Here is a 24882-nt window from a genome sequence, read left to right as displayed (position 1 = left end):
TAATTAGCATGTCCAATTATAGTGTGCAAGCTTTTTTCCCTTTTTTTTCATTTATTATGATTTTTTCTTTAATTGAATTATAACACATACTAATGCATACCTTCCACACTTAAATTAATGCATGTAAAACCATAATAATGCATATAAGCAAATACACACTAATTATTACCAACATCTTTTTTGTCGAAGTCATTGTGACATCTTACAATTTATTGTTTTATTTTCGTAACTTTGTACATATTTTTACATTTCATATCTTCCTATAACACATTTTAGCATTATTAAACCAAATTATACAGACATTTACTCCCATTATCTCTGATTTCCTCTATTTTTATATCGTATAACTCACTTGACTTCCAAATACATCAATCACACATTTTCACATAATATACAGTAAAAAAGTGTAGTCTCATATTATAATCTGTCTTAATATGGGACTACACCTATGATTTTAATCTTTTACATCCATCTCCAAAGTTTCATTAAAACTCTGCTTTAATTGATGTTTTATATATTTACTTCTTGGATTTAGGCTTAAATATGCTTCATCATGCTTTTGTTTAATTCTTTCAATCTGCTTAGTAAAGCTCTTGCTGCTATTTTCCTCTAAATCCGTTAGATAATTATAATAGGTTTGATAAACCTTTGGGTTATACTTCTCTACTGAGATTATATTATTCCAAATACTAATAGCATCCTCATACTTTCCATGCTTACCTTTAACATACGCCATATTCCATTTAAGATTTAGATCTTCCCCGTCATACCTAATTGCTGCTCCTAAATTATCTTCCATTTCTTTTAGCATATCAGGGTCATGAATTTCAGAGTACTGTTCTCTATAGCTATCACTCACAAGCTGATAATATCTACTATCTCGAAGTAGCACAGTTGAAATAATACTTCTACCAGTTTCATAATTACTGCTATTTATCATATACTTCCCTAGTTTTAATGAGCCTTCATTATAGAGAAGTACTGATAAGAATATAAACATTCCATAGATTGCTGAAACAATGCTTCTTTTTCTTAAATAGAACTCTTTATTGATATCTAGTAAAACTGAAAATGGCAGCATATAAAGCGCAAATATACTTGAAAATGAAAAATCAAAATCTAATAAGCTGTGAAAAAATATTATAAGTAAAATACTTAAATTTAAAACATTTATAACTTTGTTTTTATCATTAAAATTCTGGCATATTTTAATTACAACATAGAATATCAAATATAAAAACGGAACAACTGCGAATACTCCTATATCAAAAGCTATTTGTATCACTGAATTATGTACATACTTTATACTATAATAGGCACTCTGGAAATAATATTGCAGTTTACCAAAGGTATTAATTCCATGTCCAAAAGGCACTTTTTCAACGGCTTTAATAGTATCGCCAAAGATTATTAGTCCTTCCTGAATTGATCCATTTATAAAAGATATATCTCTTATTCTTTCAATACTATTACTGCTACCTGTAACTAAGATAACTATAAATGCAGCAACTATTATGACTAAAGTAAAAATTATTTTTCTCTTATTGTAGCCTTTACTAGTTCCTTTAGCTATGTATTCGTATATGTATATAAGTATTGGTGCAAGTAATAATCCTGCTATCGAAATAGTTGATATCAAAATATATACCATAAGTCCCATTAAAATATTAGCAATAGGCTTAATTTGTCTTTTACTTACTGCAATAACTACACTATATATAGCTAACCATAAAAAAGTATTCCTTGAGCCAGTAAAAAACATTGAGGTTATAAATATAATATCTATTGTCGTGCTATAATAATCTTCTTTTCTTACATTGTTTATATGTATAAGAATCAAAAGCGATAATGCAAAAGTATTAGCATAACCAAACAAGCCAAAAACTCTTAGATTTAAATATATTCCTTGATAAATAACTGACGCAAAAGAAACTACAGCCATTATATACACTGTATATTTCATTATGTCATCTTTCCTCTTATCTTCCTTCAGAGAGCAGTAGATCACATAATAAAGTATAGGAGATAAATATAGGTTTACTCCTCCTAAGGCTAAAAAGTTAAAATTACTTACTAAAGATATTACTGCCAAAAGAAATAGGATAACTAATGCAATTATTATATTTCTATTTAAAGCAACTTTTTTTACATATATCGCAATATATAAGATTGCCACTAAAGGTAAAAGTATATTACCAGCTTCAAATCCAATTACAGTGTAGGGAATCAAAAATGGTAAAACAAAAATAATTACGTCTTTAATCAAACTATCTCCTCCTTCAGTTAAAATATAGTATCAAATCAACATATTTTATTGATAAAATTTCAGGCATTCAAATATATTTTTCAGCAGAAAACTTCTCATAATAGAAAATAAAAGAGATGGCCTAGCCACCTCTTCCATTATAAGTAATTTCTATCTATTTAACAACGTTAATATCATCTATTAACTTTAATAATTTTTGTGCGTTTTAAAAATACAACACCTAAAAACATAAGCATGCAACCTATCGTTACAATTTTAGTTGATCCGAAACTTGATCCTGTCTTAGGTAGTACTTCAGTTGTATTTGTTGATTTTTCTGCTATTATAAACTTACTGAAATGAGGTGTCTTGAAAGTTATTTTATTTACTTCCACCTTAGTTTCCATAAGCTCAAACTTCTTTGTATCTTCGTTGTAATAGAATACCGCTAAATTATTCTTATCTAAACCTTTTAGATCTTCATCACTTAAAATTAAAGTTATCTCTGCAGCTCCATTAGCAAATTTGTGAACTGATGTCTTTTTATCTCCATCAACTACTGTAAGATCAAAACTATATAGCTTCTTCACAGCTTTTAATCCCTTAACTAAATCTGTGTTACTTTCAGCCGAAGTTCTTAAAACTAACTTAGCGGTATCAGTAAGTAATGCTTTATCTACCACTGAAAATGGTAAGCTTATAAACGAGTCTTGTCCCACTTTAACTTGAAGTGAGCCCGTTCCTTCTTTTATAGCTTTTGTATCTGCTATTGTGACCTCTATCTTATTGGCATTAGATGTACTTACTGCTTCAACTAAATTAGTAGCATTTTTATCTAACTTATTTACTGATATTGGTAAAACCCCATCTTTAACTGGACTTACAACTACTTTTTCTGTTGTTGTAGTAGTTGAACCATTAGGTTGTATTGATGTATTTTGGTCGTTTGATCCACTTGTGTTACCATTTGTACTTCCATTAGAAGAATTATTTGAGTTAGCGCCTGTATTCCCATTATTAGTTGTACCACCATTATCTTGTCCACTTCCTGTAGTTGGAACTGATGGTGTACTTGGAGTAGTTGACTCTTCCGGTTCAGTTGGTATGTTAATTACATAAGGATTTGTTTTATTATTTATAATTTCATATATATATTTATTATCACTACCACTTGCGTCTTTACCTTTAATCATACCTGTTGCTAAAAGATTATTGTCATCATACACATAAATATTATTCATATTAGAATCTACCTGATATTTTTTCACCCATTGATTACTTTCAAACTTATATACAAATCCACCTTCTACTCTCCAAAAGTTGTTATAATAATCCTGAGTAAACTTATCATCTAATATGTCAAATAGCTTTTCACCTTTAGTAAGCATATTTCCACTTACATTCATTTTATAATAAAAATTATCAGATTGATCTTTCTTATTGCATAAATGCAAGTATATTTTATTATTAGAAACTAATACATTTACTACATTATAATTTTCTTTAGTTTGGTCATCAAGTTCGTACTTTTCAACACTTCCGTCCTTATTTATCTTTTCCAAATAAACATCTGAATTTGTTGGATCAGTCACTTTAAATAACAGCACATAATAATTATCACCATCAACTGTATCATTATACCATTGAGTACCATCTTCATACTCAACAACTTTATCATCTGGTGTAATTATGCCTTTTTTATAGTCTTCTGAACCTATGGTTGAGTAGTATCCCCATCCTCCATAATTCTTACTAGCAGCATAACTTGAAATACCTATCTTATATTTATTACCATACTTCTCACTTATAATTTTTTCTTTTTCAAAAGTTTTATCTATCCCTGAAACTTTTCCTTGCTCCATATCAAATGTATAATATTCATTTTTTTCGTTTCCTTCGTTGGTGGAGTATTCAAACTCCTTATAGTTCATTCTAATCCCAATATTTCCGTCTAAGTTTTTCTTCACTCCATTATCAAAATAACACACTTCTGATTTACTCGTATTATCATTAAAAGTTTGCGTTATTTGCGTTGCTAATTTATCTTTATAAAGATAGTTATAATACATTTCTCCTTCATCATAATTTAAATATTTAGGTATATTTTCTTCTGCACTAACTCTCTTGTTAAGAACCCCTGTTTGAGAAAACGTTAACATCGAAATACATACTACTGCTAAGCTCATAATTTTTTTTACTTTATTCATACCTCTTCCCCCTAATAAAACACTTAAGTCCATAGTATAATATATTCATAATTGCGACAATATACTAAATTGTAATTTTCTTGAATAATTAATAAGTAAATTTTTCCTACATGTAATATCCTATTTTAATATTTTTACTTTTTTGATAAACTATTTACAGCACTATAATTTCATAGCAAGGGGTTTTTATATGAATAAGCTTTTAAAACTTATTAGTAACAATAGAAAAAAATTTATAATACTTGCAGCTTCTGGTGTTATCTTATGCGCAGCTGTAGTTGGAGTGTTAATATATACTAAGGATAAAAACGATAAAGCTGAAGCTAATAAAGCTGTGTTAACTGATACAAAAAAAGAAGAAGTAACTACAAAGACTACTGAAGCTGATTCAAATAAAGAAAAAACTCAAGCCGAAACAGCTGTTGCAAAGTCAGAACCTCAATTTGTTGAACAGAAGTTTACAGGCAAAACTACAGAGGTGGTTAACTTTAGGGAATCTCCTGCTGAAACTGCTAATATATTAAGTAAATTAGCAATACGAACTATTGTTGATGTTTTAGGTAAGCAGGAAGATTGGTATAAGGTTAAATATGATTCTAAAGAGGGTTGGATAAATTCTAAATACCTTAGTGAGTATACTGCTGATGATAAGAAGGCCGATGATGATGCAGCAAAGAAACAGCAAGAATCTGCAGCTGCAGCACAAAAAAGTGCAGAAGCTGCCAAAGCAGCATCTACTAGTAATTCGTCAACTAAATCTGCAACTAATACTCAGCCCGCTGCTCCAGCACCTGAGGTAAAAAAAGGTTTTAAATCTCCTCAGTTGTCAAATAGTAGCCAAGTTATATTAGTTACAACCAGCAGCATGAGCTCTAGCTATGCTAATATAAAGTTCTATCAAAAGAATGGTGAAGACTGGAATTTAAAAACTGAAACTAACGGAAGAGTAGGTACAAGTGGTTTAGCTTATATCTCTAACAGAATGCAATCTACAAACAAAACTCCTGCAGGGGTACTTGGTATATTAAGTGCCTTCGGGATATCAGATAATCCTGGAACTAAATATAGTTACGCTAAAGTTACTGATGATATGTACTGGGATCTTAATAGTGGAAGTTCTACTTATAATAGACTTATACACAACAATCCTGGTGGTGATTTTGAGCATCTTGCAAGTTATCCTACCCAATATAAATATGCACTTGTTACAGATTACAATGTTAATCAAACAGCCAACAAAGGTGGAGCAATATTTGTTCACATAAATGGCAGTGGTGGAACTGCAGGTTGTGTCTCCATGCCAGAGACACAGATGAGAGAGTTGATAACTTGGGTATACCCAGGCCAAAATCCTAAGATATTAATAATTCCAAGCAGTGATTTAAGCAAATATTACTATTAATATATATCTATTAAAAAGAAAAAGCTAGAAAGAGCATAATAACTCTCTCTAGCTTTTTGATCAATTAAGTTTAAAATGATACTTCTGGAACTTCCCCACTTTGTATAGTAACGATGCCTCCATGTAATTTTGGAGAAGCATTACCTAAAACAGGTACTGCAACTACTGCTACCAACAATACACTTAAAACAACCTTTGCAATTTTATTTCTCATTCCCAATCACCCCTTAAATATATATGTAACCATTATACCATATTATGGTTTATAATACATTATTTGAGATTAAAAAAATAAATTATTTTTCAAGGAATGGTTCCAACTTATTTAAGAACTCAATGGACTTGCTACTATCTCCTTGTTTAGCTGATACTTCTGCTAGCTTATATAGAGCATAACTTTTGCCCATTTCAATATCATGTTGTTCTAAAGTATTTAAAAAGTTCTCCATAGCACTTTTTATCTTATCTAGCTCATTTCTCGATTCATAAACCTTCACTAGATCTTTGTAATTATCTAAAAGCATATCAAACTGTTTATATTCCTCTGCAATATCTATAGCTAATTCAAAAAGCATTATGCTTTCATCATAAAAACCTTGTTTAAAAAACACTTGTCCTTTAGTATTTATGGTATTAGGCAGTGTCTGTTTACTTACCTTGCTTTTTAGCCTTTGAGCTTCTGTAACATATTTCAATCCTTGCTGAAAATCATTAATTTCAAGATAATATCTACTTATATTATTATATAGAACAGCTAACAAAACTTCATCTTCATCTTTGATTTCTTCACTAATATCAAAATATTCTTTAACAGCCTCTTCTTTTTTTCCTAAATCATAAAGGCTAACAGCTTTAGTAACTCTTGCTTGTATAATAATTCCTCTGTTTAATTCAGTATATTTTGAGTTAGAAAGTATATTGTCATCTATAGTTTTTATACACTTATCATACTGCTTAGTGTGATAATACGATAATGATAAATTATTCATAGCCTTTAAAAAGGTTATATCATCCTTTTCTTGTAAAGCATAGCTTATAGCCTGCTTATAATAAAATATTGCTTCCTCATATTCATTTATCTTAGCCTTACAAGACCCTATGCTATTGTAGATAACGACTTGAGACTTATCATCCTTAAGTTCTTTATATTTACCAAGTGCATTACTTAAACTCATGAATGCTTTTGTATATTCCTTTTCCTCAATATACTTATCACCATCTATTTTATATATCCTAGCCAATAAATCATCTAATTTGAATTCCTTAGCTATAGATGCAAGCTCTTCAAGCTTTTTATGGTTATTGTCTTTGTGTAACTCTTCTTCACAATAAAACTTAGCATCTTCATCTGGTTGCCTTGAAAAGTACTCATCATCTAAATCTAGATTAACAGAAATTCTTTTTCCTATTTCATTAAACTTTTCAGCTAAAGCTTTGGAACTTGCTTTACTTACATTTCTTTTTCCGCTCTCCATCATGCTTATGAAGGCTCTTGTCATATTGACTCCTTCAATTTCAGCTTGATTAATTCTAAATCTTTTTCTCATAAGTCTTATTTTTTCACTAGGACTATAAAAATCCAAACCAATCACCCCTGCCCCTTTTATCGCTTAAATTACAAAATGGTTTCTCTACTGAAACTTATTTTAGACTTGTTCGAAAATCACATACTTATACTTTTCAACATGTATAAACTAATAGTTAAAGTTGAAACCTTATATATTTATAATTATAATACTTTTTAACAAAAAATCACTAGAAATCCTAAAATAATGTTAATAATTTGAAAGTTTTCTAATTATACTCTTAATATGTTAAATTATAACTTAGTTTTTTATAATTTCATATAAATTTATGTTATCACAACTAATTTTCATTAACATAGTTTCTGTATATATGTAATCATGATTTAAAATAGTATATGTTTGAGAATACTTTTAAAATTAAATGGTTATACTGGAGATACTATAGATGTACAACCATTTAATTTGCTACGTAACTTTAATATTTTCTATTTATTAAACAGATCTTTTATAAATCCTAACCCATTTTTCAGATATTGACTAAAATCCACTTTTATCTTTATTATATTATTTTCAATCTTTGCATCTGAGATTTTAACATTTTGAAGTTTTACTGTTATCTTATTCTGAGCTTCATCCACTGACATGAATTGATTCTCATTTTTTTTCAGTTCTTCCATTACAGTGGCATTTGCTATCTTAATTTTTCCTATAAAAGCATTTTCAAGTAACATAACAACATTGTTATTTTCTGTCTTTAAATCAAACACCATTTTATATTGAGTACTTAGTGCACCTATAAGCTGTACTTTCTTATAGAATATGATTTTTCCGTCTACTATTTCTGCTTTAAAATCTTCAACATTACTATTTGTTGCGATGAGGCTGTTTAATTTATTTTCATCAATGTTTACATTTAAAGTAAAGGTCTTAAGGTCTATATCCTTGTTTGTAAATAAGTTAGTATCTGAAGTATTTATCTTACTTGCATCAAAATATTGCACTTCTTTTTCAGGCTTTATAAGGAATAACCCTACCCCAATAAGCACAATTATAACTATTATTATTGTGGACCACGCAACTTTTGTTACACGTTTCATAATCATCAATCCTTTCTATATGAATTATATACATTTATTGCTTTATTTATTAATATCTTAGCACCATTGCCTGTGTCTTCGCTACTCTAATCCCTTGGTTGCTTCTATATACCGCACAAATAGTTCCATCGGAAGCTACAGCAAGTTTTCTTGAAATGTTTCCGTTCTGTAGAGCTGGATTTGTTCTAACATCACTGACAAGCACTTCTACGTATGTACTTGAATCGGCTTCTTCTGCATTTGCAATTAAGAATTTATTTTAAACTGTGTGAGTACTTTTAAATTAACTTATAGATTTATTGGTTTTTCTTTACTTACAATGCCTTCAACCCCTGATTCTATGCGTAACTATTTAAAAAGTTAAATTTTTCTCTATTTATAAATTTACCTTCTTAAAAAGTTATATTTTTTCCTTTTTAAAAAGTTAACTTTTTCTCTAGTTAAATTCTTAACTTCTTAAAAAGTTATATTTATATATAAATTCTAATAAGTTTTATTCATAAAAATACCGTAGTAAATACACTTTAATATATTAATTGATGAATCAAAATAAATAGAACTTACATATCTATTTATCGCAAGCTCTATACTTATAGTATATTTTTCTTTATACAATTATTTATTAATTAAATGTTGTTAAATATTTATACACCTAGATGGACAACCTTATTATTAACTTTATATTTTTTAAATTTTCTTCTCCGAACCCAATACAATCTTAAAACAATTTTCGAGAAGAACTGCATGTCTTCACAATTATTTCAGAGTAAATTAGCTTCTTTACTATCTTATTAATTTTTCTAAAATCATATTGTATTGACTGATATAAAGTGTTGTTAATTTTTTCAGAATTATATTAATCACTTTATAATCTTTATAATCTTTATAATGGTTTCAAAGGTTCATTAGTCATTTATAGTCTTATTAATTCCCATTAGTAACAAAAAGTTCTTTCTAAATGTATTAAATAGTAATCTAATAAACACCTAAATTATACTACTAACTCTTCAATATACATCTCATGGATTGTCTAGAGTTGAGCTATATTGCATTAACTTATAATTTCTTTAAAAAAGCGAATTTGCAATTCTTATTTCATCAGTTTTTATAAATCTATTTCCTTTAAATAATCTATCATATATTAGGTCCATATAATCGATCACCTTATCCAAATTCATGATTATGAAAAAACTAAGGTATCTTTGCAGATATTTTGAGGCCACTCCATGGAAGATCGATAACCACTTTTTCAAATTTGGCCAAAGATATTTTATTCTATACTCATCATCTACCTTAATTGATTTATTTCTATTATGTCTTATCGCCACCGATTTAATATATCTGTCTCCATACGCAGCAATGTATGATTTCTCTTCTATTTTAGAATAAACTTTCTCATCGAAAGCTATTCGATTCCACCAATGCTTAAATATTGGTTTTATAAACATAGAATCTTCTTGTCCTTTTGCACCGATAACCCAAATATCTTCTCTTGGAGTTGAGGATGCAATTATTTCTGGATTTCTGCACCCTTTAAAGTTCTCTTTTAAAATAACCTTTCCTACATGTACAACTCCTGATAAACTATCCGGAGTGACGTCTCGACTTAACGCTTGAAGTATTTTATGTCTCCAATAAAAAGCTGTCCCAATACTTATATTTAGCTTCTCTGCGCAAAACTTTAAGGTTTTATTTTCGGTCATCAATTCAGTAAATTCCATCCAAGTTCTAGTATTCTTTTTTGAATAGCTCCACAATGAATTAGTTGCGCGTGAAAAAGTTTTATCACACACTTTGCATTTATATCTTTGAATTCCGTTATAAAAACCATATTTAATATGCCACTTTGACCCACAAATTGGGCAAGCTTCTACAACTCTATCTTTATAAAAATCTCTTTTTAGAACATCATTAGTATGCAAATCAAACTTTTTTAATTCAACATCGTGCTGTAGCAAAAGGAACACCTCTCTAATAAAATTTAATAATTAGGCTATCCTCTTAATGCTTGCCACATATTCATGTTTTTAATCACTACCAACATTTATTTAACAAATAATTGTATACTAAAAAAACTTATTGAAGTTATCTTCTTCAATAAGTTTTTTTGAACATCAGCCTTTTTTAAACATAAGTTTAATATATTCTTGCAGTAGAATAAGTTTTATTACGAAGTGGTACATTCATATAATGAAGCAAATTAAATAGAATTTATATATATAATTTTTTTCTTTTAAAAAGCTACTTAACTCCACACTGAGCTAGAACAGTATCAAAAATTTCTGCGCAGTCAATAGTATCTTGAAGTGGTATTATATCACTCTCTATTTTATTGTTCTTATATAGATCAACAAAATGATTAATCTGATATATAAAGCCATCCTCAAAATTTTCCTCAAAGATCTCTACCAAATTATTTTGTCTATCATACAATTCACATCTTCTTGGTCCTAGAAAATCATAAACCACTATATGCCCATCTGAACCATATATATGAGCATCTCTATTAGTATCAGCAGTAAAGCCACAGCTTAATGAAGCTAAAGCACCGCTATTAAACTTCATGTTCATTACCACAAAATCATCAATACCGGACTTACTGATTGTACCTACACTATTTATCAAAGCAGGTTTTTCCTCTAATATACCTGTTGTAAACTCTATAGGGTACACCCCTACATCATATAGACTTCCACCTGCTAACTTAGGATTGTATAATCTGTGTTCTGGATCAAAAGGAAAATTAAAAGCAAAGGAAGCATTGATTAACTTAACATCCCCTATTTTCTTTTCTTTCACCCACTGTTTCGCCTTCTGAGTAGTAGGGATGCACCTTGACCACATTGCCTCCATTAAGAGCACATTATTATCTCTCGAAAGCTTTGCTAATTCCTCTGCATCCTGTTTGTTTGTAACTAGTGGTTTTTCACAGATTACAGGCTTATTGTTATTCAAACAAAGTTTTACCATATCAAAATGAAAATTATGAGTTTGTGCTATATAAATCACATCAACTTCTTCATCTTTCATCAAATCAATATACTTGTCATAAGCTTTCTTTGCTCCAAATCTTTCCTTAAAAGCCACAGCTCGTCCCATATCTGAAGCTGCAACTGAATTTAACTCTACCCCTTGAGCCGTATTTAAAACAGTTGCAAACCTTGAAGCTATATCTCCAAGCCCAATAATACCAAATCTTACTTTCATATAATCCTCTCTCCTTCTCATATAAATTGACCCAACAGCGCTTTTAATTTAATTATTACATATTATAGTAAATAAAAAAATCGCTAAAGCTACCTTTTTAGCGATTTTTTACACATTTAATTTTCTAAATCGTATGATGAAAATCTAACAAACTAATAAATTCTGTTTTTCATAAAGTAACCTTAAAAACAGTGCCTTCACCAGCCTTGCTTTCAAAGGTTATGTCACCATTGCATATCTCTACAATTCGTTTTACAATTGCAAGTCCTAATCCATTTCCTTCTGATGCTCTAGAAGCATCTCCTTGATAGAACTTTTCGTATATTCTACTTTTGGATTCTTCCGATATGCCTATTCCATTATCCTTTATTATTACTATTATGTTCTGCTTATCTTTTTTAAGTGATATATCTATGGCTCCTTGATCATTTGAAAACTTTATAGCATTGCCGATGAGGTTCACCCACACCTGCTGCATAAGCTCTTCATCTCCACTATAAGTAACCTTTTGTAAGTCAAGGTTTAGCTCTAGATTTTTCTTACTCCATTGTTCTTCTAATAAAAGAAGAGTTTTTCTTATCTGTTCATCTAGAGAAAATGTTTTTGCTTCACTTTGAATTATTTGATTGTCTAGTCTTGAAAGTCTAAGCATATTAGAACATAAATTGTTAAGTCTTTTTGTTTCTTCTATAATAATATCTGTGTATTCATCAAAGCTTTCTCTCGGTAAATTCTTATCCTTTAAGATTTCTACAAAACCTTGGATTGAAGCTATTGGTGTCTTAAACTCATGAGATACACTACTCATAAAATCTTTCCTTAAGTATTCCATGCTTTTAAGTTCTTGTACCATCTTATTGAAATTATCTGCAAGAACACCAATCTCATCATGACTTTTATAATCGATTTGTATATCAAAATTGCCTTTTCCAATCTCCTTAGTACTATCACTAAACTGCTTTATTGGCCTCACTATGCGTCTTGTCACAAAAAACACAGTAATAGAACCAATTAATACGCATATATGTAAGGTAATTATTAAAATAACATTTTGAGTTATATTTTGTCCATCGCTATAAAAGTTAATATCAAGCAATTTTAAAATACGGCTAATTACTAAGGAAATAATCAGAGATGAAGCACAGGAAAAACTTAGTATGCCTATAAAAATCAAAGTAAACTTAGCTCTTATTGATTTTGATATATTTTTCATATATATTTTTCCACCTTATACCCTAATCCACGTATGGTTATGATTTTAAACTCCTCTAAGTGATCAAACTTTTTGCGAAGCTTCTTAATATGGCTATCTACAGTACGTTCATCTATGTCTATATCCATCCCCCATATCTCATCCATAAGCTGCTGCCTAGTGAATATCTTATTAGGATAACTTAAAAGCTTGAACAATAGGTAGAATTCTTTTTTAGGAAGTTCTATTGTCTCCTCTGGGGTAGTTACCGTTAGATTATCATAATTTAGGCTTATGTCTCTAAGTATTATTTTTCGCTCTGTAGATATCTTAGCTCTTCTTAAGAGTGCTGAAACTCTTAAAAGCATTTCGTTCATATCTATAGGTTTTACCATATAATCATCAGTTCCAACAAGGAAGCCCTTCTCTTTATCTTCAAAACTATCCTTAGCAGTGACCATAAGTATAGGTATATCATAATCTGCTTCTCTCAAGGTCTTGGTAAGCTCGTATCCATCAAGTCTTGGCATCATAATATCACTTATTATTAGATCTATATGAACACTATCCATTATCTCCAGGGCCTTCTCACCATCTTCTGCCTGATAAGCTTCATACCCTGCCTGTTCAAGCTTTACAGCCATGAGTTTTCTTATGTTTTTATTATCTTCTACTACCAGTATATGAAACATATTACTCCTCCATAATATTATCCACAGTTTCTATCGTACTTTGTGTAATTTATCAACAGCTTTAGATGCATAACTTTGTAATTGAACTTATAGAAATCCGTCATAGATTTATACTCTTCAATTATTTCTTAAATCAATGATTAATGTTAATACCTTATACAGGTTTCCTATAATGGAACTTAATATAGACTTGCCTGACAATCACTATTTCTACGGATTATCAGGCATAATATATACAGTATGAAAGTATAAGCTATTTAGTTATTTTCTATAGATAAACTACTTCAGTCCTTGGATTTCAAATAAAGATTTCTATGCATCTACGAATCTTTATTTGGATAAATTCTAATATGAAGTAGTTTATCTATAATAACTTCTTAACTTCCTCTTCCTTTTCAAATAGTACGCAGCCTCCACTATGCTCTCCTGAAAGTATTTCGTATTCCTTAAGCTTTTGGAATAGTGGGGATTTTAACGCTTCAAGTAAAGTACAATTTTTTAAATTCATATCTGAAAAAGGAGAAAACGGGCATGGTTCTGCTCCTCCATTTGTGTTTATGTGAAAGAATCCTCTACCTGCTGCAAGGCATCCACCTGTATACTTTTCATCTCCAGGGAAAGATAAGAAAATGGCATCTTCGTACATTTCTCTAAGCTTTCCTTGCTCAGTTTCAAGAATATCACGTTCTTTATCCGTTGGCGCAATATCCTTTGTAGCTTCTGTAACGGGCACATATTCTACGAAAACCATTGCTCTACAGCCCTTTTCATACAGTTTATCAAAAAACTCTTTACTTGTAACTGTATTTATATTCTCAGTAGTTACAGTAACTGACGCACCATATAGTATGCCTTTCTTCTTTAAGCTGTCCATTACCTTCATGAGAATGTCATAGGTTCCTTGTCCACGTCTATCATCGGTCTGGCTTCTGTCTCCTTCTATACTTAGAATTGGTACAAGATTTCTATTCTTATCAAGGAGACTTATATAAGCTTCATCAAGCATTGTACCATTTGTAAATATAGGAAACATTATTTCTTTTACCTTAGCAGCTTTTTCAATTACTTCTCTTCTCATAAGTGGTTCTCCACCAGCAAGTAATATAAATGGTATACCTAATTCTTTTGCTTCTTCAAAAATCTCTCCCCATCTTTTTGCTGACATTTGATTTAGTTCTAAACCTTCTCCACAAGCTTTATTTGCTCTAGCATAACATCCCTTACAAAATAGGTTACAAGTGCTGGTTATACTTGAAATTAAAAATGAAGGTATGCCTTGTCCATTGACTTGAAAATCATCTCTTTTCTTCTTCGCTTCTTTACTGGCTAGCATGTATTTTACCATGAATGCCGTTTCTCTTGGATTTTTAAAGGATGCTTTTATTATATTATTGATTATATTTTCTATCCCACCACTCATATATTCTGCTATGTTAAACTCACTATTCATATTCGCTAAAACCCCTTTATTTTTAATATCTTTAATTATCTCCAAATGCCTCAGAATATATCTTAGAATGGGCAATTTCATCTGGTAGTATTCTTTCTAACACCTTTAGATAATCTTTATGTACTCCATCAGCAATCTGCTTCTCAATCTTCACTGCAACACTTGCTTCATTATCACTTATCATTTTTAGTTTTTTACTTAGCGGAATAGGTGTTAAGGCATAACCCACCAGCTTTCCAAATGCTATACAAAGCTTCTCTTCTTTCAGCTCAATATTGTATTGTTTTTTATAAAACTGTCTAAAGATTCTCCCGTGCATATGCTCTTGTTTTCCAGCTTCTTTTAAATGCTCTCCAAAGTTAGGTTTAAAGTTTTTATATTGATTACCAAGTACAGTATATAAGCCAAAGGCAAACATCTCTGTACGAAAATTACTTCTCACTTCTGCTTGAAATTTATCCATTTTTATTCCTCTCACTGATCACTTAATTTCATCATAGCGCTTTTAATAGACATCATACGATTGTATTGTATTCATCACAACATGCCTTATTATATATTCTTTATATGTCCTAAATGTGACTATAAACTTACAGAATCTCAACTCTAACTATTAAGGTATGCATGCTAAAAGTCATAGGTGCATAATTTTCGAACTAGTATAAATTAAGTTTCTACACAGTAACCCATATGCAACTCTCTTCATATAATGTATAGAGGTGATTTATAATATGTCAACTCCTAAATTCATGTTAGAACTTCCCGAAGAACAATTAGCCGCTAAACCTACAGTAATTCCAGATCCAAATTTAGTTGCTAAGACAAATAGATTTTATAAAATCCCTGTATTTTTAAGTCATCCTACTAGCAATACTATGAACAATCTTCAAATAAGCTTTTTATTAAGACTTATGGAAGAATTAAAAAAAGAATTGCTGTTTCCAAGGACACTTCCAAATACTGAACAATATCCCGAAACAACTATGACAAGTATAAGAAGAATGATTTACTCTAGCTATGGTATGGTAACTTTGAATCTTGCAAGAAAGAAAGTAAGAGTTATTGAAACCAATGGTGCTACTGTATATGATAAAGATCTTGGAACCGAATATTGGACTGGCTCTACATTCTCATTTATTGAACCAGCTATGGCCTTCCAATATGGTTTACCTCAGCTTTTTATAACTGAAGCTATAGTTTCTGGACAAGATGTTTATGAATCTGGAGGTATAATTCCTTTCCGTACTATGGTTTGGGATTCATCTCAAGGTATAGATTATTTCTTTAAGAGTACTGAGTGGAAAGAAATGCTTCAAAACTGGTCAGCAGAAGTCAGAAGCGGTTATTTCTTAAATACTTTACCACCTTATAATTATGTACCAGAAGGTCAATAATCATATCATTTAGCTAAAGTTTTCATCATTAAAATAAAGAGACGTAGATATAACTATTACAGGTTTATCTACGTCTTTGTTATTGCGTTATTATTCAATACTATATATTAGAATTTATCCTAATTTCAAATTTAAGCACATTATGTCATAAAAATATGGTTTATTTTTTACTGTTCCCCCTAAACAGCTCTTCTAACCCATTGAAATTGCTAGGTTTAGCTAATAAAATTTCTTATAACTTCCTACACAGCAAAAAAAGAACTGATCAACTATAAAACAAATTGATCAATTCTTTTCTATTAAACTAAATCATATTGAAATCTATCAAAATAAAACTTCTTGAATTCACCAAAATTTTTATTTCGAGTCTAATTATATAAATGGCTCATCTTCAGATTTAGCAAGCTAATATAAATTTTTCTATAACTTCAGCAACCCCATCATCTTCGTTAGTTGATGTTACATAGTTCGCTACTTGCTTTACCTCATCGAAAGCATTTCCCATAGCAACACCAAGTCCTGCAAATTCTATCATATGTAAGTCATTACCGGCATCCCCTACACAAATAACTTCTTCTTGCTTAATTCCAAGATAATCTGCAAGAGCTTTAACGCCTTCACCCTTATTACTCTTCTTGTTTAAGAACTCTAAGAAGTAAGGAGCACTTCTAACAACTGTGTACTTGTCGTAAACTTCTTTTGGTAACTTTTCTATGGCTGCTTGTAGTATTTCTGGTTCATCAATCATCATTATCTTTGATATATCTGCATCACTATCTACCTTATCAAAGTCAACTTCTGATACGTCAATACCATTTATAGTTCCTTCAACTTCTGTGTATTTGCTCATCTTAGGAGTTATACATCCTGTCTTATCAAAAGCATGTATGTTTACACCTAATTCCTTGCTTAGTCCATAAAGGTATGCTATATCTGTACCTTTTAATATATTCTTTGAAATTACTTCTTTAGTTTTTGTATTTTGAATTAATGCTCCATTAAAGCTTAATACATAATCATCTTCATCAATTAAATTTAAGGCCTCTAAATATCTAGTTATACCTTCAATAGGTCTTCCAGAAGCAAGTACAACTTTTACGCCTCTTTTTTTAGCTCTTGCTATCGCTTTTTTAGTTATATCAGAAACCGTCTTATCTTCTTTTAGTAAAGTACCATCCATATCTATTGCAATCAGTTTGTACATATATACTCAACTCCCGTAAAATTTTTTACGAGTTCATTATAGCACTGATAGCACTATTGTTTTTTTATGTAACAGAAGCAATTTAGGGAAATATACTTGATTTACAACGATTACACTATCTTTTTTGTATGTTACAATATATTGAGTTTTCTAATAATTCACAAAACATTTCCATTACAATACCTTATGCTCCTGTTATGTTTCTGAAGATAACTTTCTTTTAGCCGCACTATAACCTTTTATGAAGAAAATATTGTATATTAGTATAATTACCCCAAGTACTATTAGCCCTACGCTTACTTCAAATTGTTGTTTTGCAAATGGATTATCGTTCCCATACATCTTAGCTTTAGTTACGAATAACAATATAATCCCCACTATCATTTGTATGATAGAATAAGCTATCATCATAAGCTTATATGTCCTAGATTTCTTTATCCTCTTTATATAGATCCCTCCTGTACGAATATAATATTTCATTTTATTAACTAAACTATATTATTATATTGTCCATTTGTAAGTTTTTTACACAAAAATTTATAAAGAGGTATTTTTATAAATAGATTTGCTCCAACTAATATGATTTATTAGTGAAATTTTAATTAAGTTCTTGCTAGTATTAAACTCAATATTCATATGCCTCTAAATTAATTTGGATAATCACTTATGTATTTATTTTAATGTAGAAAGTGATTAAGTGGATTTTTTCTATCAAATTAAAATGTGGCAGGCTAAATATCTGCTTACCACACTTTTTATTATCAATAATTAATTATATATTTTTGAATAGGAACCTGATAATCATTATACTTAAAAGTTGCAGTAAATTCAGTTCTATCAAGCTTGCAGTTTATATCACCTTTAGGACTCATATACTTTAAAACTATGTCATTCATTTTTCCAATCCAATCAGTTGACCATGCATTGCCTTTTTTATATGCATAAGGCATTTTGCCATTTAATAAAGCTTCTAATTTATCGAACTGGTTAGCATTTCCTCCTAATAGATCAGAAGTACTGTATCCATTATTACCTGCATCAAAAATAATCAAATCTGCTTGATCTGCAGGAGTATATTTGTTGTTAGCAGTAGTTCCTGTTCTTTCATATTTACCTTCTTTATAATCGTAAGTTACCACTCTATTTCTGTTCTTATCTATGCTTAAATTAGTACTTTCGTTTGCCAATGTATATTCATTATATTTATTATTTGCATCTTTCTTTGATGTACTTTGAAACACATCTCGTTGAGTAATTTCTATAGTAGCATCGTTTAGTTTTATTTTCCCATAATTGAGTCCATTACTTATTGGTGTACCTATAGCAATAATGTTATGAACTAATGTACCGTATTCTTCTCCACCGTTACAATTAAGCTTTCCTCCATCCCAATTTTTGAATTCAGGACTTGAAATATCACTTTTAGAACCAATGGATTTATTGTCACTTGGTATGTTTTTAAATTGTGCGTATCCAGTTCCTATAGCCTCCCCTGGAGCCTTTCCATCTAAATCCCTCAATATATATGTGCATGCATTATCTAACCATGTGTTATAACTTGGACTTTCATCAATTTTTAATTTCTTAAAATAACCGCTATATAAAGGTCCTATGGATGCATATATTCTTATAAAAGGCTTAGGATATTCACCAGTGGTAATAGTATTTTTTTCGTTAGAGTTTCTATCTGTCAAAAATGCATAGGTCCCAGTACTCATTGCTGCAGTCATAAAAAATGCAAGTATAATAATTATATATATTTTTTTATACCTTCTCATAATATATCCCACACCTCCTAATTTGAACTGAGCCACTGAGGATCATTTGGTTGTGTGGCATAAGCGTTAATAGTAAAACTTAAGTTCTTGCCTTCAGTACAATATGGAGCATTTCCCTTTAGTGAAAATACAGCGTTTACTTTAATCTTATCCCCTGATTTTAATAATAGTGGCTGGTTTTTGTCATCCAAAAGCTGAATATATCTTGATTTACTATCAATAAAATTCTGCTTTAAATTTCCTTCATATACTTTTGAATCTATAGTAATTTTATAATCTAAATATGATAATAAAGTATCCTTACCTGAACCTTGAAAATCCTCCAAACTTAAAGCAAGCTTACTTGTTAATGTTCCTGTATTCTTAATATAGAAATCACTGCTTTTTGACCCATTAGGTATTAATCCGTTAATATTGACTATAGCATCAGAGCATTTAGTAGTTCCATCAGCTTTCATAAAGCTTGAACTAACATTTCCTAATGATATATCAATACTATTCTCTACTTTTTGATTGACAGCAAAATATGAAAAGGTGTAGGTTGAGCTAGTAATTATACATGCTAAGCCTAATAGAATAATGATGAATTTCTTATTCTTAGTCATATCTATTTATCCTCCTTTTTTAAAGAGGTTTCTTCCCTATAACCTAATATCATAAATCCTATTCCTGAAAGTAATAAACCTATAACAACAAGTGTTATAAAATTATAAATACTTCCTGTCTGTGGCAATGTTGTTATATCTCCGCTTACTGCACTGCCATCCTTTGAAATATACTGTATGCTTAAATTAAACAGATTCTGAAGATCTTCAAATATATTTCCTGATTCTTCTTGAAAGTGTATTCTTAATGACAATTCATCCTCACTATTACCTTTTATCTTTATAGGAGTATTCAGTAAAGCCCCCTTATTGTTAAAATCTTCAAAGGTACCATCAAAAAGTATATCATTACCTTCTTTAAGCTGAACCTTTAGATTTTTAAGGAACTCTCTGTATATTTCTTCATCTGAGTTAAACACTTTATTTACTGCAAAATTGCTAACAGACTGAATATTAACTGAAATCTTATCAAATTCAATCTCACTGTTGTCCCCATTTTTTATGCTAAATTGTTTTTCCAAGGTTCTTCCTGGATACCAAAAGCCATCCTTGTCACTAAATCCACCTAAACTACCATCATTATTTTTAGATATTATTGTAACCTTCTTTTGAATATCTTCTTGTGCACTAGCTTTGGTGTAGCTACCCATAATTAGAAGAAATAATGTTATAGCTATTAAAGAAAAGATTGTTTTTTTATTAATATAATTTTTTATAATCATTATTCATACTCCTTTCTCATAGCTACTCACTCCATGATGTATTATTCCATTGGGTAGCGGTAATATCTAACAGCTGAAGTGCATCATTGCTTAGTCTTATATTACTTTTATCTAAATCCTTATTAGTTACCTCTACTGGAAGCTCAAGTCTTACTGTAAAGCTGACTTTTGCCTTAGGTTGTAAATTCTCAACATACCATATATTTTTATCATTCACATCATTGCTTACCTTACAAGTCATATCATGCTCTTTTAGACTAACACTCATCTTAAAGAGTGAATTCTTTGATAGTTCACCTTTTGTTATCTTAATTCTTGAATTCAAAGATCCTATATTAGTTATAGTAATATCCTTCTCAAAAGCATCTCCTGGTCTAAGATTAGCTGCTTCAAGAGCACCAGAAGTGTTCTTATTATTTACAGAATCATTTGCTGTATAATTATTACCTGCCACAGGAATTGGAACATACCTCCAAGAACTTTGAGAAGTATTATCTGTTTCTACTTTTAAATTCCCGAGAACTATTGATTGAGTATCAGTTTTACTTTCACTTGTAAAATATGAGTACGTTGCTCCAAGATTCAAACATACTATTGTAATTAGGGATAATATGAAAATTAAAGGCTTATAGCGTTTCATTTATCTCCTCCATATATAAATAATTACAGTACCTTAGGGTACTGTAATTATTTAGCTTGTATTTTAGTCTAGTTACCAGCTTGATCCCAACCAGGGTTATTCCATTGAGTTGCTTCAGCAACAAGCTGCAAGTCAAATTGCTTATCGAAATTTGAGTAAGTAGCAGGTCCATTTGGATTATTAGCACTAACTAAATTTCCATTACCCATTGTAGGATCTAAAGTAACGGTCATTTCAACTTGTACTGTCTCATCATGCTTAGCATCAAGAGTAATATATTTTATGTTTTTACCATCAGCATCATACTCTAAGTTTACCTTTACTGCATCAACCTTACCATCAGCACCTACAGTGTATGCTTTTACACAATCATAGTCATGGAAAATCCAAAATCCATGATCTTCGACTTTATCTGAATTAGCTGTCATATCCTTTAATTGCATTCTAACTTTTGCATCAAGAGACCCATTATTTTGAAGTGTGAATGTTTTAGTAATCTTATCGCCAGGAGCCACCTTTGTTGCATTAGCTTTATTTGTTAGATCTATTTCACTATTCTTATTATTGTTAGCGCCATCTACGTATCTCCAATTTGTTTCTTGAGCACTTAAGAATTGAACCTTTACATTTCCTGTTGTAAATGATACTACATCAGTCTGAGTTTTGTTTGTAAAATAAGCAAATGTTGCACCAGTTCCAGCTACGAATAGAGCTGCTGACAATAATACTGCTCCTATAGATTTTTTATTCATTTTAAAACCCCCTAAAAATATTCATTTTATTGTTTACCTTTAATCTATGGCCAGTAGATCAAAGCTATTTTATTTAAAAGCGCGCATCTTTACTATATTTAACTATTTACTTTAACATCTTCAATTTTCTTTTCTTTTGATTTCTTCATTCTTAAATAAATTTCAGTTCCAGTAACTCCAAAGAATAATATCCATATTAAAATTATGCCTGCTAATCCCTTTAATTCAGTCAAAATATATCCTATAAGTGGAATTTTAAATGCATATTTACCTACTACATTTACCGAGTTTACTGCCTCTTGATCTACTGCATTATTATTATCCCCTTTGGTTTTATAACTAACATTTCCTTTACCATCTTTGATTATTTCAACGATTCTATGAGTGGATAAAGAGGTATTCCATCTAAATGTAACAATATCACCAACTTTTAAATCCTTAACATCAACTTTTCTATCTATTATTAGATCTCCCGAACTAAAAATCGGCTTCATACTATTAGACAAGACTGACATCCACATATAAGAACCAATAGATGGAGCATTGAAGTCTTTTCCCTTTGTCTTGACATTGCCATATACAGAAAGTCCAACTAATACTATAAGTAATACAATTATCAGATTGCTCGTGTAACTCCATACCTTCCTTACAATCTTGTTACTTAACATCTTTCTTATGTTCTCAATAACTTTCTTCATTTTCCCCTCTCCTCTTTCTTATCCATCTAATAAATGTAACGAGTATCTCTTGAGTGTAAAAAGTATCTTCTGTTATTTTGTTACGATTTATCTTATTCTTTTTTTATTGCAATTATTACCAATATATTTTATTTTTTACATTTGTTAACAACAAGTTAATGTTGTTATTAAACATTCATAAAAAATTGTTAATCTCCTTTATATTTATTTAGTAATTCCTTGAATTATTACATTAATAAAAAAAACAATTTAGATTGATTACATAATCATCTAAATTGTTTTTTAGTAAGGCTTAGAGCATAATACATGGCTAAAATTAAAAATACAAATTTAACATTGGCCCCTATAAATTCCAGAATTTTTATGAATTTAATTATTATTAAAATCCTTCTTTCTATATCTACTATATACTTCATTGATCACTACTAACAAAATCAATAGCCAGATAACAATTATCCCTATTGTTCTCTTCATATATACTATTACAAATCCAATTAGTGGAACCCTAAATAAATATTTGCTCACTATATCTTGTCCCTTAACAAGTTCTAAGTCTTTCACATTATTATAATCTCCTTTAGTTTGAAAAACTAAGTTTTTATCTTCGTTTGAGATACTTAAAATTCTGTGAGTGGTTAATGAATCATTATATTTAAAAGTTATTATATCGCCTGACCTTAAATCTTTTATATCAGTAGACTTTCCGATGATTACATCACCTGCATTGAAAGTTGGACTCATACTTCCCGACAATACTGTCATTATCTTATAGGGACCAATACTAGGTATATAATTTCTTTTTCCACTTCCCTTTATATTTAAAACAATACATATTATTAAAATAGTAACTATAATAGCGAAAGATATATTCTTTATCCATTTTAAGATATTCTTAACCAAATCAACCGCCTCCTACTCTATTTATAACCTATCTATAACTATATAACTTATTCAAGAAATATTATGTTATAAATAGTCAATATTATAAATATTTACTCATCAACTTTTAACAAATTACTTATGTCATTTATTATTACTAGAACTATAATTTAAACGAATCTTGCTGAAATCATTACAGATAAGTTAGTTTATTGCCATTGATAATTCTAATAAATTGTTCATATGCATCTTACTTTGTCAGAATATTTTTCCGTAAATATATATCATAATCATTTATGCATGTGTCCTATAAAAAATACTATATATTCGCTTTTTATTTTATCCTTTATTTTCCATAAACTTCATAGACTCTTCTTAACTAAAATCATTTAAATAATAATTCCAAGTTTGTAAGCTATAAATTTGATAATTGATATCTTACCTACTAATTCATTAATTGAAATACATGTCCAAAACTGCTATAATAACTTTGTTTTCACAAAATTACAAATTCCAGATTTAAGTTGGAAATTATTTATTCGGGGGTTTAATGATGCCAATTAGAATTGCAATTCTAGGTGGTCCTAGGTGTGGAAAAACCACATTAATACAACAACTGTACGTAGATTTGAAGATTAAAGGCTTAAATGTAGGTGCTGCAAGTGAATACAGCACTGAATACCTTAGAGAAAAAGGCATGATAGAATCTATCGCTGAACAATATGGTATTTATTTAGGACAAAAAAACATAGAAAATTCATTAAGTAGTTTTGATTATGCCGTAACCGATTATGCTACTTTTGTGCCATACATATATGGACGTTTTATGCTAGGCGATAAAAAAAGAACTTCAAAAGATAAAGAAATCTTAAAAGACCTTTACGCACTTGCTCTTAGAGATTTGGACAAGTATGATCATATTTTCTTTGTGCCAAGAGAATTTGGATATACTAAAGATGGAGTAAGATGGCAAGATGAAACTGCTGCTGAAGGTATTGATTCTGCTATAAAGCATTTTTTAGATTCAGAAAATGTTAATTACCAAGTTATCGAAGGCAACACAAAAGAAAGATGCGAAAAGATTTTAGATATATTAGGTGTATAATTTCCTAATATCCAAACATTTTGAAATTCATTATGACTTTTAAATAAACTAAAGACCCGTGAAAACTTAGGGATGTATATAACTAAG

The 24882-nt window shown here is 29.8% G+C and carries 23 protein-coding genes; 3 read left to right on the top strand and 20 right to left on the bottom strand.

The annotated features are described in order from the left end of the window. Nucleotides 1–454 precede the first annotated feature (454 nt). Nucleotides 455–2266: an O-antigen ligase family protein gene (locus OCU55_RS20165; RefSeq protein ID WP_261854092.1), complete on the bottom strand. Its 1812-nt coding sequence runs from the start codon at nucleotides 2264–2266 to the stop codon at nucleotides 455–457. A gap of 173 nt (nucleotides 2267–2439) precedes the next feature. Beyond that, on the bottom strand, nucleotides 2440–4452 hold the full coding sequence (locus OCU55_RS20160) for an LPXTG cell wall anchor domain-containing protein (protein ID WP_261854091.1): 2013 nt from the start codon (nucleotides 4450–4452) through the stop codon (nucleotides 2440–2442). 190 nt (nucleotides 4453–4642) lie between these two features. Between OCU55_RS20160 and OCU55_RS20155 the strand changes: the two genes are divergently transcribed. Next, the gene (locus OCU55_RS20155; protein WP_261854090.1) at nucleotides 4643–5854 is read left to right on the top strand and encodes an SH3 domain-containing protein; all 1212 of its coding nucleotides are present in this window, start codon (nucleotides 4643–4645) and stop codon (nucleotides 5852–5854) included. A gap of 70 nt (nucleotides 5855–5924) precedes the next feature. Here OCU55_RS20155 and OCU55_RS20150 read toward each other — a convergent pair whose 3' ends face one another. From OCU55_RS20150 to OCU55_RS20110, 9 genes are all read right to left on the bottom strand, one after another. Next, nucleotides 5925–6068, bottom strand: a complete 144-nt coding sequence (locus OCU55_RS20150; RefSeq protein WP_261854089.1) for a hypothetical protein — start codon at nucleotides 6066–6068, stop codon at nucleotides 5925–5927. An 82-nt stretch (nucleotides 6069–6150) separates the two neighbouring features. Then, nucleotides 6151–7437: a CDC27 family protein gene (locus tag OCU55_RS20145; protein WP_261854088.1), complete on the bottom strand. Its 1287-nt coding sequence runs from the start codon at nucleotides 7435–7437 to the stop codon at nucleotides 6151–6153. 428 nt (nucleotides 7438–7865) lie between these two features. Further along, a complete protein-coding gene (locus OCU55_RS20140; RefSeq protein WP_261854087.1) occupies nucleotides 7866–8477 on the bottom strand; it encodes a hypothetical protein in 612 nt (203 codons plus the stop codon). A 1067-nt stretch (nucleotides 8478–9544) separates the two neighbouring features. Then, the gene (locus tag OCU55_RS20135) at nucleotides 9545–10435 is read right to left on the bottom strand and encodes an IS1/IS1595 family N-terminal zinc-binding domain-containing protein (protein WP_261854086.1); all 891 of its coding nucleotides are present in this window, start codon (nucleotides 10433–10435) and stop codon (nucleotides 9545–9547) included. Between the two features lie 283 nt (nucleotides 10436–10718). Then, nucleotides 10719–11684, bottom strand: coding sequence for a Gfo/Idh/MocA family protein (locus OCU55_RS20130; RefSeq protein ID WP_261854085.1), 966 nt, complete (start codon nucleotides 11682–11684; stop codon nucleotides 10719–10721). 169 nt (nucleotides 11685–11853) lie between these two features. Then, nucleotides 11854–12897: a sensor histidine kinase gene (locus tag OCU55_RS20125; RefSeq protein ID WP_261854084.1), complete on the bottom strand. Its 1044-nt coding sequence runs from the start codon at nucleotides 12895–12897 to the stop codon at nucleotides 11854–11856. Next, complete coding sequence (locus OCU55_RS20120) at nucleotides 12894–13568, bottom strand: response regulator transcription factor (protein WP_261854083.1); 675 nt, start codon at nucleotides 13566–13568, stop codon at nucleotides 12894–12896. Before OCU55_RS20120 ends, OCU55_RS20125 begins: the two co-directional genes overlap by 4 nt. A 364-nt stretch (nucleotides 13569–13932) precedes the next feature. Then, nucleotides 13933–15018, bottom strand: coding sequence for a radical SAM protein (locus OCU55_RS20115; RefSeq protein ID WP_261854082.1), 1086 nt, complete (start codon nucleotides 15016–15018; stop codon nucleotides 13933–13935). A 31-nt stretch (nucleotides 15019–15049) separates the two neighbouring features. Continuing rightward, nucleotides 15050–15481, bottom strand: a complete 432-nt coding sequence (locus OCU55_RS20110) for a ferritin-like domain-containing protein (RefSeq protein ID WP_261854081.1) — start codon at nucleotides 15479–15481, stop codon at nucleotides 15050–15052. A gap of 268 nt (nucleotides 15482–15749) precedes the next feature. Here OCU55_RS20110 and OCU55_RS20105 point away from each other — a divergent pair, with 268 nt between their 5' ends. Next, nucleotides 15750–16412: a hypothetical protein gene (locus OCU55_RS20105; RefSeq protein WP_261854080.1), complete on the top strand. Its 663-nt coding sequence runs from the start codon at nucleotides 15750–15752 to the stop codon at nucleotides 16410–16412. A 397-nt stretch (nucleotides 16413–16809) separates the two neighbouring features. Here OCU55_RS20105 and yidA read toward each other — a convergent pair whose 3' ends face one another. From yidA to OCU55_RS20060, 9 genes are all read right to left on the bottom strand, one after another. Beyond that, entirely contained in the window at nucleotides 16810–17616 is an 807-nt protein-coding gene (yidA, locus tag OCU55_RS20100; RefSeq protein WP_261854079.1) for a sugar-phosphatase, read from the bottom strand. 195 nt (nucleotides 17617–17811) lie between these two features. Continuing rightward, nucleotides 17812–18027, bottom strand: a complete 216-nt coding sequence (locus OCU55_RS20095; RefSeq protein ID WP_261854078.1) for a hypothetical protein — start codon at nucleotides 18025–18027, stop codon at nucleotides 17812–17814. Between the two features lie 350 nt (nucleotides 18028–18377). Continuing rightward, nucleotides 18378–19394, bottom strand: coding sequence for a hypothetical protein (locus OCU55_RS20090; protein WP_261854077.1), 1017 nt, complete (start codon nucleotides 19392–19394; stop codon nucleotides 18378–18380). Between the two features lie 17 nt (nucleotides 19395–19411). Beyond that, on the bottom strand, nucleotides 19412–19999 hold the full coding sequence (locus tag OCU55_RS20085) for a hypothetical protein (RefSeq protein WP_261854076.1): 588 nt from the start codon (nucleotides 19997–19999) through the stop codon (nucleotides 19412–19414). A 2-nt stretch (nucleotides 20000–20001) separates the two neighbouring features. Continuing rightward, on the bottom strand, nucleotides 20002–20721 hold the full coding sequence (locus OCU55_RS20080) for an LPXTG cell wall anchor domain-containing protein (protein WP_261854075.1): 720 nt from the start codon (nucleotides 20719–20721) through the stop codon (nucleotides 20002–20004). 22 nt (nucleotides 20722–20743) lie between these two features. Further along, complete coding sequence (locus tag OCU55_RS20075) at nucleotides 20744–21361, bottom strand: COG1361 family protein (RefSeq protein WP_261854074.1); 618 nt, start codon at nucleotides 21359–21361, stop codon at nucleotides 20744–20746. A gap of 68 nt (nucleotides 21362–21429) precedes the next feature. Beyond that, the gene (locus OCU55_RS20070) at nucleotides 21430–22113 is read right to left on the bottom strand and encodes a CalY family protein (RefSeq protein ID WP_261854073.1); all 684 of its coding nucleotides are present in this window, start codon (nucleotides 22111–22113) and stop codon (nucleotides 21430–21432) included. Between the two features lie 98 nt (nucleotides 22114–22211). Further along, nucleotides 22212–22811, bottom strand: coding sequence for a signal peptidase I (locus OCU55_RS20065; RefSeq protein ID WP_261854072.1), 600 nt, complete (start codon nucleotides 22809–22811; stop codon nucleotides 22212–22214). A gap of 369 nt (nucleotides 22812–23180) precedes the next feature. Further along, a complete protein-coding gene (locus tag OCU55_RS20060) occupies nucleotides 23181–23711 on the bottom strand; it encodes a signal peptidase I (protein ID WP_261854071.1) in 531 nt (176 codons plus the stop codon). A gap of 532 nt (nucleotides 23712–24243) precedes the next feature. Between OCU55_RS20060 and OCU55_RS20055 the strand changes: the two genes are divergently transcribed. After that, nucleotides 24244–24795: an ATP-binding protein gene (locus OCU55_RS20055; protein WP_261854070.1), complete on the top strand. Its 552-nt coding sequence runs from the start codon at nucleotides 24244–24246 to the stop codon at nucleotides 24793–24795. The last annotated feature ends 87 nt before the right edge of the window (nucleotides 24796–24882 follow it).

The sequence above is a fragment of the Clostridium folliculivorans genome (assembly GCF_024341905.1).
GTDB lineage: Bacteria > Bacillota > Clostridia > Clostridiales > Clostridiaceae > Clostridium_AR > Clostridium_AR folliculivorans.
The sequence above is the reverse complement of the archived record's forward strand: the minus strand, read 5'-3'. Positions and strand labels throughout refer to the sequence as shown.

Coding starts and splice junctions, on each gene's coding strand:
- OCU55_RS20160 (WP_261854091.1), bottom strand. CDS start 4,452: ATGAATAAAGTAAAAAAAATTATGAGCTTAGCAGTAGTATGTATTTCG.
- OCU55_RS20155 (WP_261854090.1), top strand. CDS start 4,643: ATGAATAAGCTTTTAAAACTTATTAGTAACAATAGAAAAAAATTTATA.
- OCU55_RS20150 (WP_261854089.1), bottom strand. CDS start 6,068: ATGAGAAATAAAATTGCAAAGGTTGTTTTAAGTGTATTGTTGGTAGCA.
- OCU55_RS20140 (WP_261854087.1), bottom strand. CDS start 8,477: ATGAAACGTGTAACAAAAGTTGCGTGGTCCACAATAATAATAGTTATA.
- OCU55_RS20130 (WP_261854085.1), bottom strand. CDS start 11,684: ATGAAAGTAAGATTTGGTATTATTGGGCTTGGAGATATAGCTTCAAGG.
- OCU55_RS20125 (WP_261854084.1), bottom strand. CDS start 12,897: ATGAAAAATATATCAAAATCAATAAGAGCTAAGTTTACTTTGATTTTT.
- OCU55_RS20120 (WP_261854083.1), bottom strand. CDS start 13,568: ATGTTTCATATACTGGTAGTAGAAGATAATAAAAACATAAGAAAACTC.
- OCU55_RS20115 (WP_261854082.1), bottom strand. CDS start 15,018: ATGAATAGTGAGTTTAACATAGCAGAATATATGAGTGGTGGGATAGAA.
- OCU55_RS20110 (WP_261854081.1), bottom strand. CDS start 15,481: ATGGATAAATTTCAAGCAGAAGTGAGAAGTAATTTTCGTACAGAGATG.
- OCU55_RS20105 (WP_261854080.1), top strand. CDS start 15,750: ATGTCAACTCCTAAATTCATGTTAGAACTTCCCGAAGAACAATTAGCC.
- yidA (WP_261854079.1), bottom strand. CDS start 17,616: ATGTACAAACTGATTGCAATAGATATGGATGGTACTTTACTAAAAGAA.
- OCU55_RS20095 (WP_261854078.1), bottom strand. CDS start 18,027: ATGATGATAGCTTATTCTATCATACAAATGATAGTGGGGATTATATTG.
- OCU55_RS20090 (WP_261854077.1), bottom strand. CDS start 19,394: ATGAGAAGGTATAAAAAAATATATATAATTATTATACTTGCATTTTTT.
- OCU55_RS20085 (WP_261854076.1), bottom strand. CDS start 19,999: ATGACTAAGAATAAGAAATTCATCATTATTCTATTAGGCTTAGCATGT.
- OCU55_RS20080 (WP_261854075.1), bottom strand. CDS start 20,721: ATGATTATAAAAAATTATATTAATAAAAAAACAATCTTTTCTTTAATA.
- OCU55_RS20075 (WP_261854074.1), bottom strand. CDS start 21,361: ATGAAACGCTATAAGCCTTTAATTTTCATATTATCCCTAATTACAATA.
- OCU55_RS20070 (WP_261854073.1), bottom strand. CDS start 22,113: ATGAATAAAAAATCTATAGGAGCAGTATTATTGTCAGCAGCTCTATTC.
- OCU55_RS20065 (WP_261854072.1), bottom strand. CDS start 22,811: ATGAAGAAAGTTATTGAGAACATAAGAAAGATGTTAAGTAACAAGATT.
- OCU55_RS20055 (WP_261854070.1), top strand. CDS start 24,244: ATGCCAATTAGAATTGCAATTCTAGGTGGTCCTAGGTGTGGAAAAACC.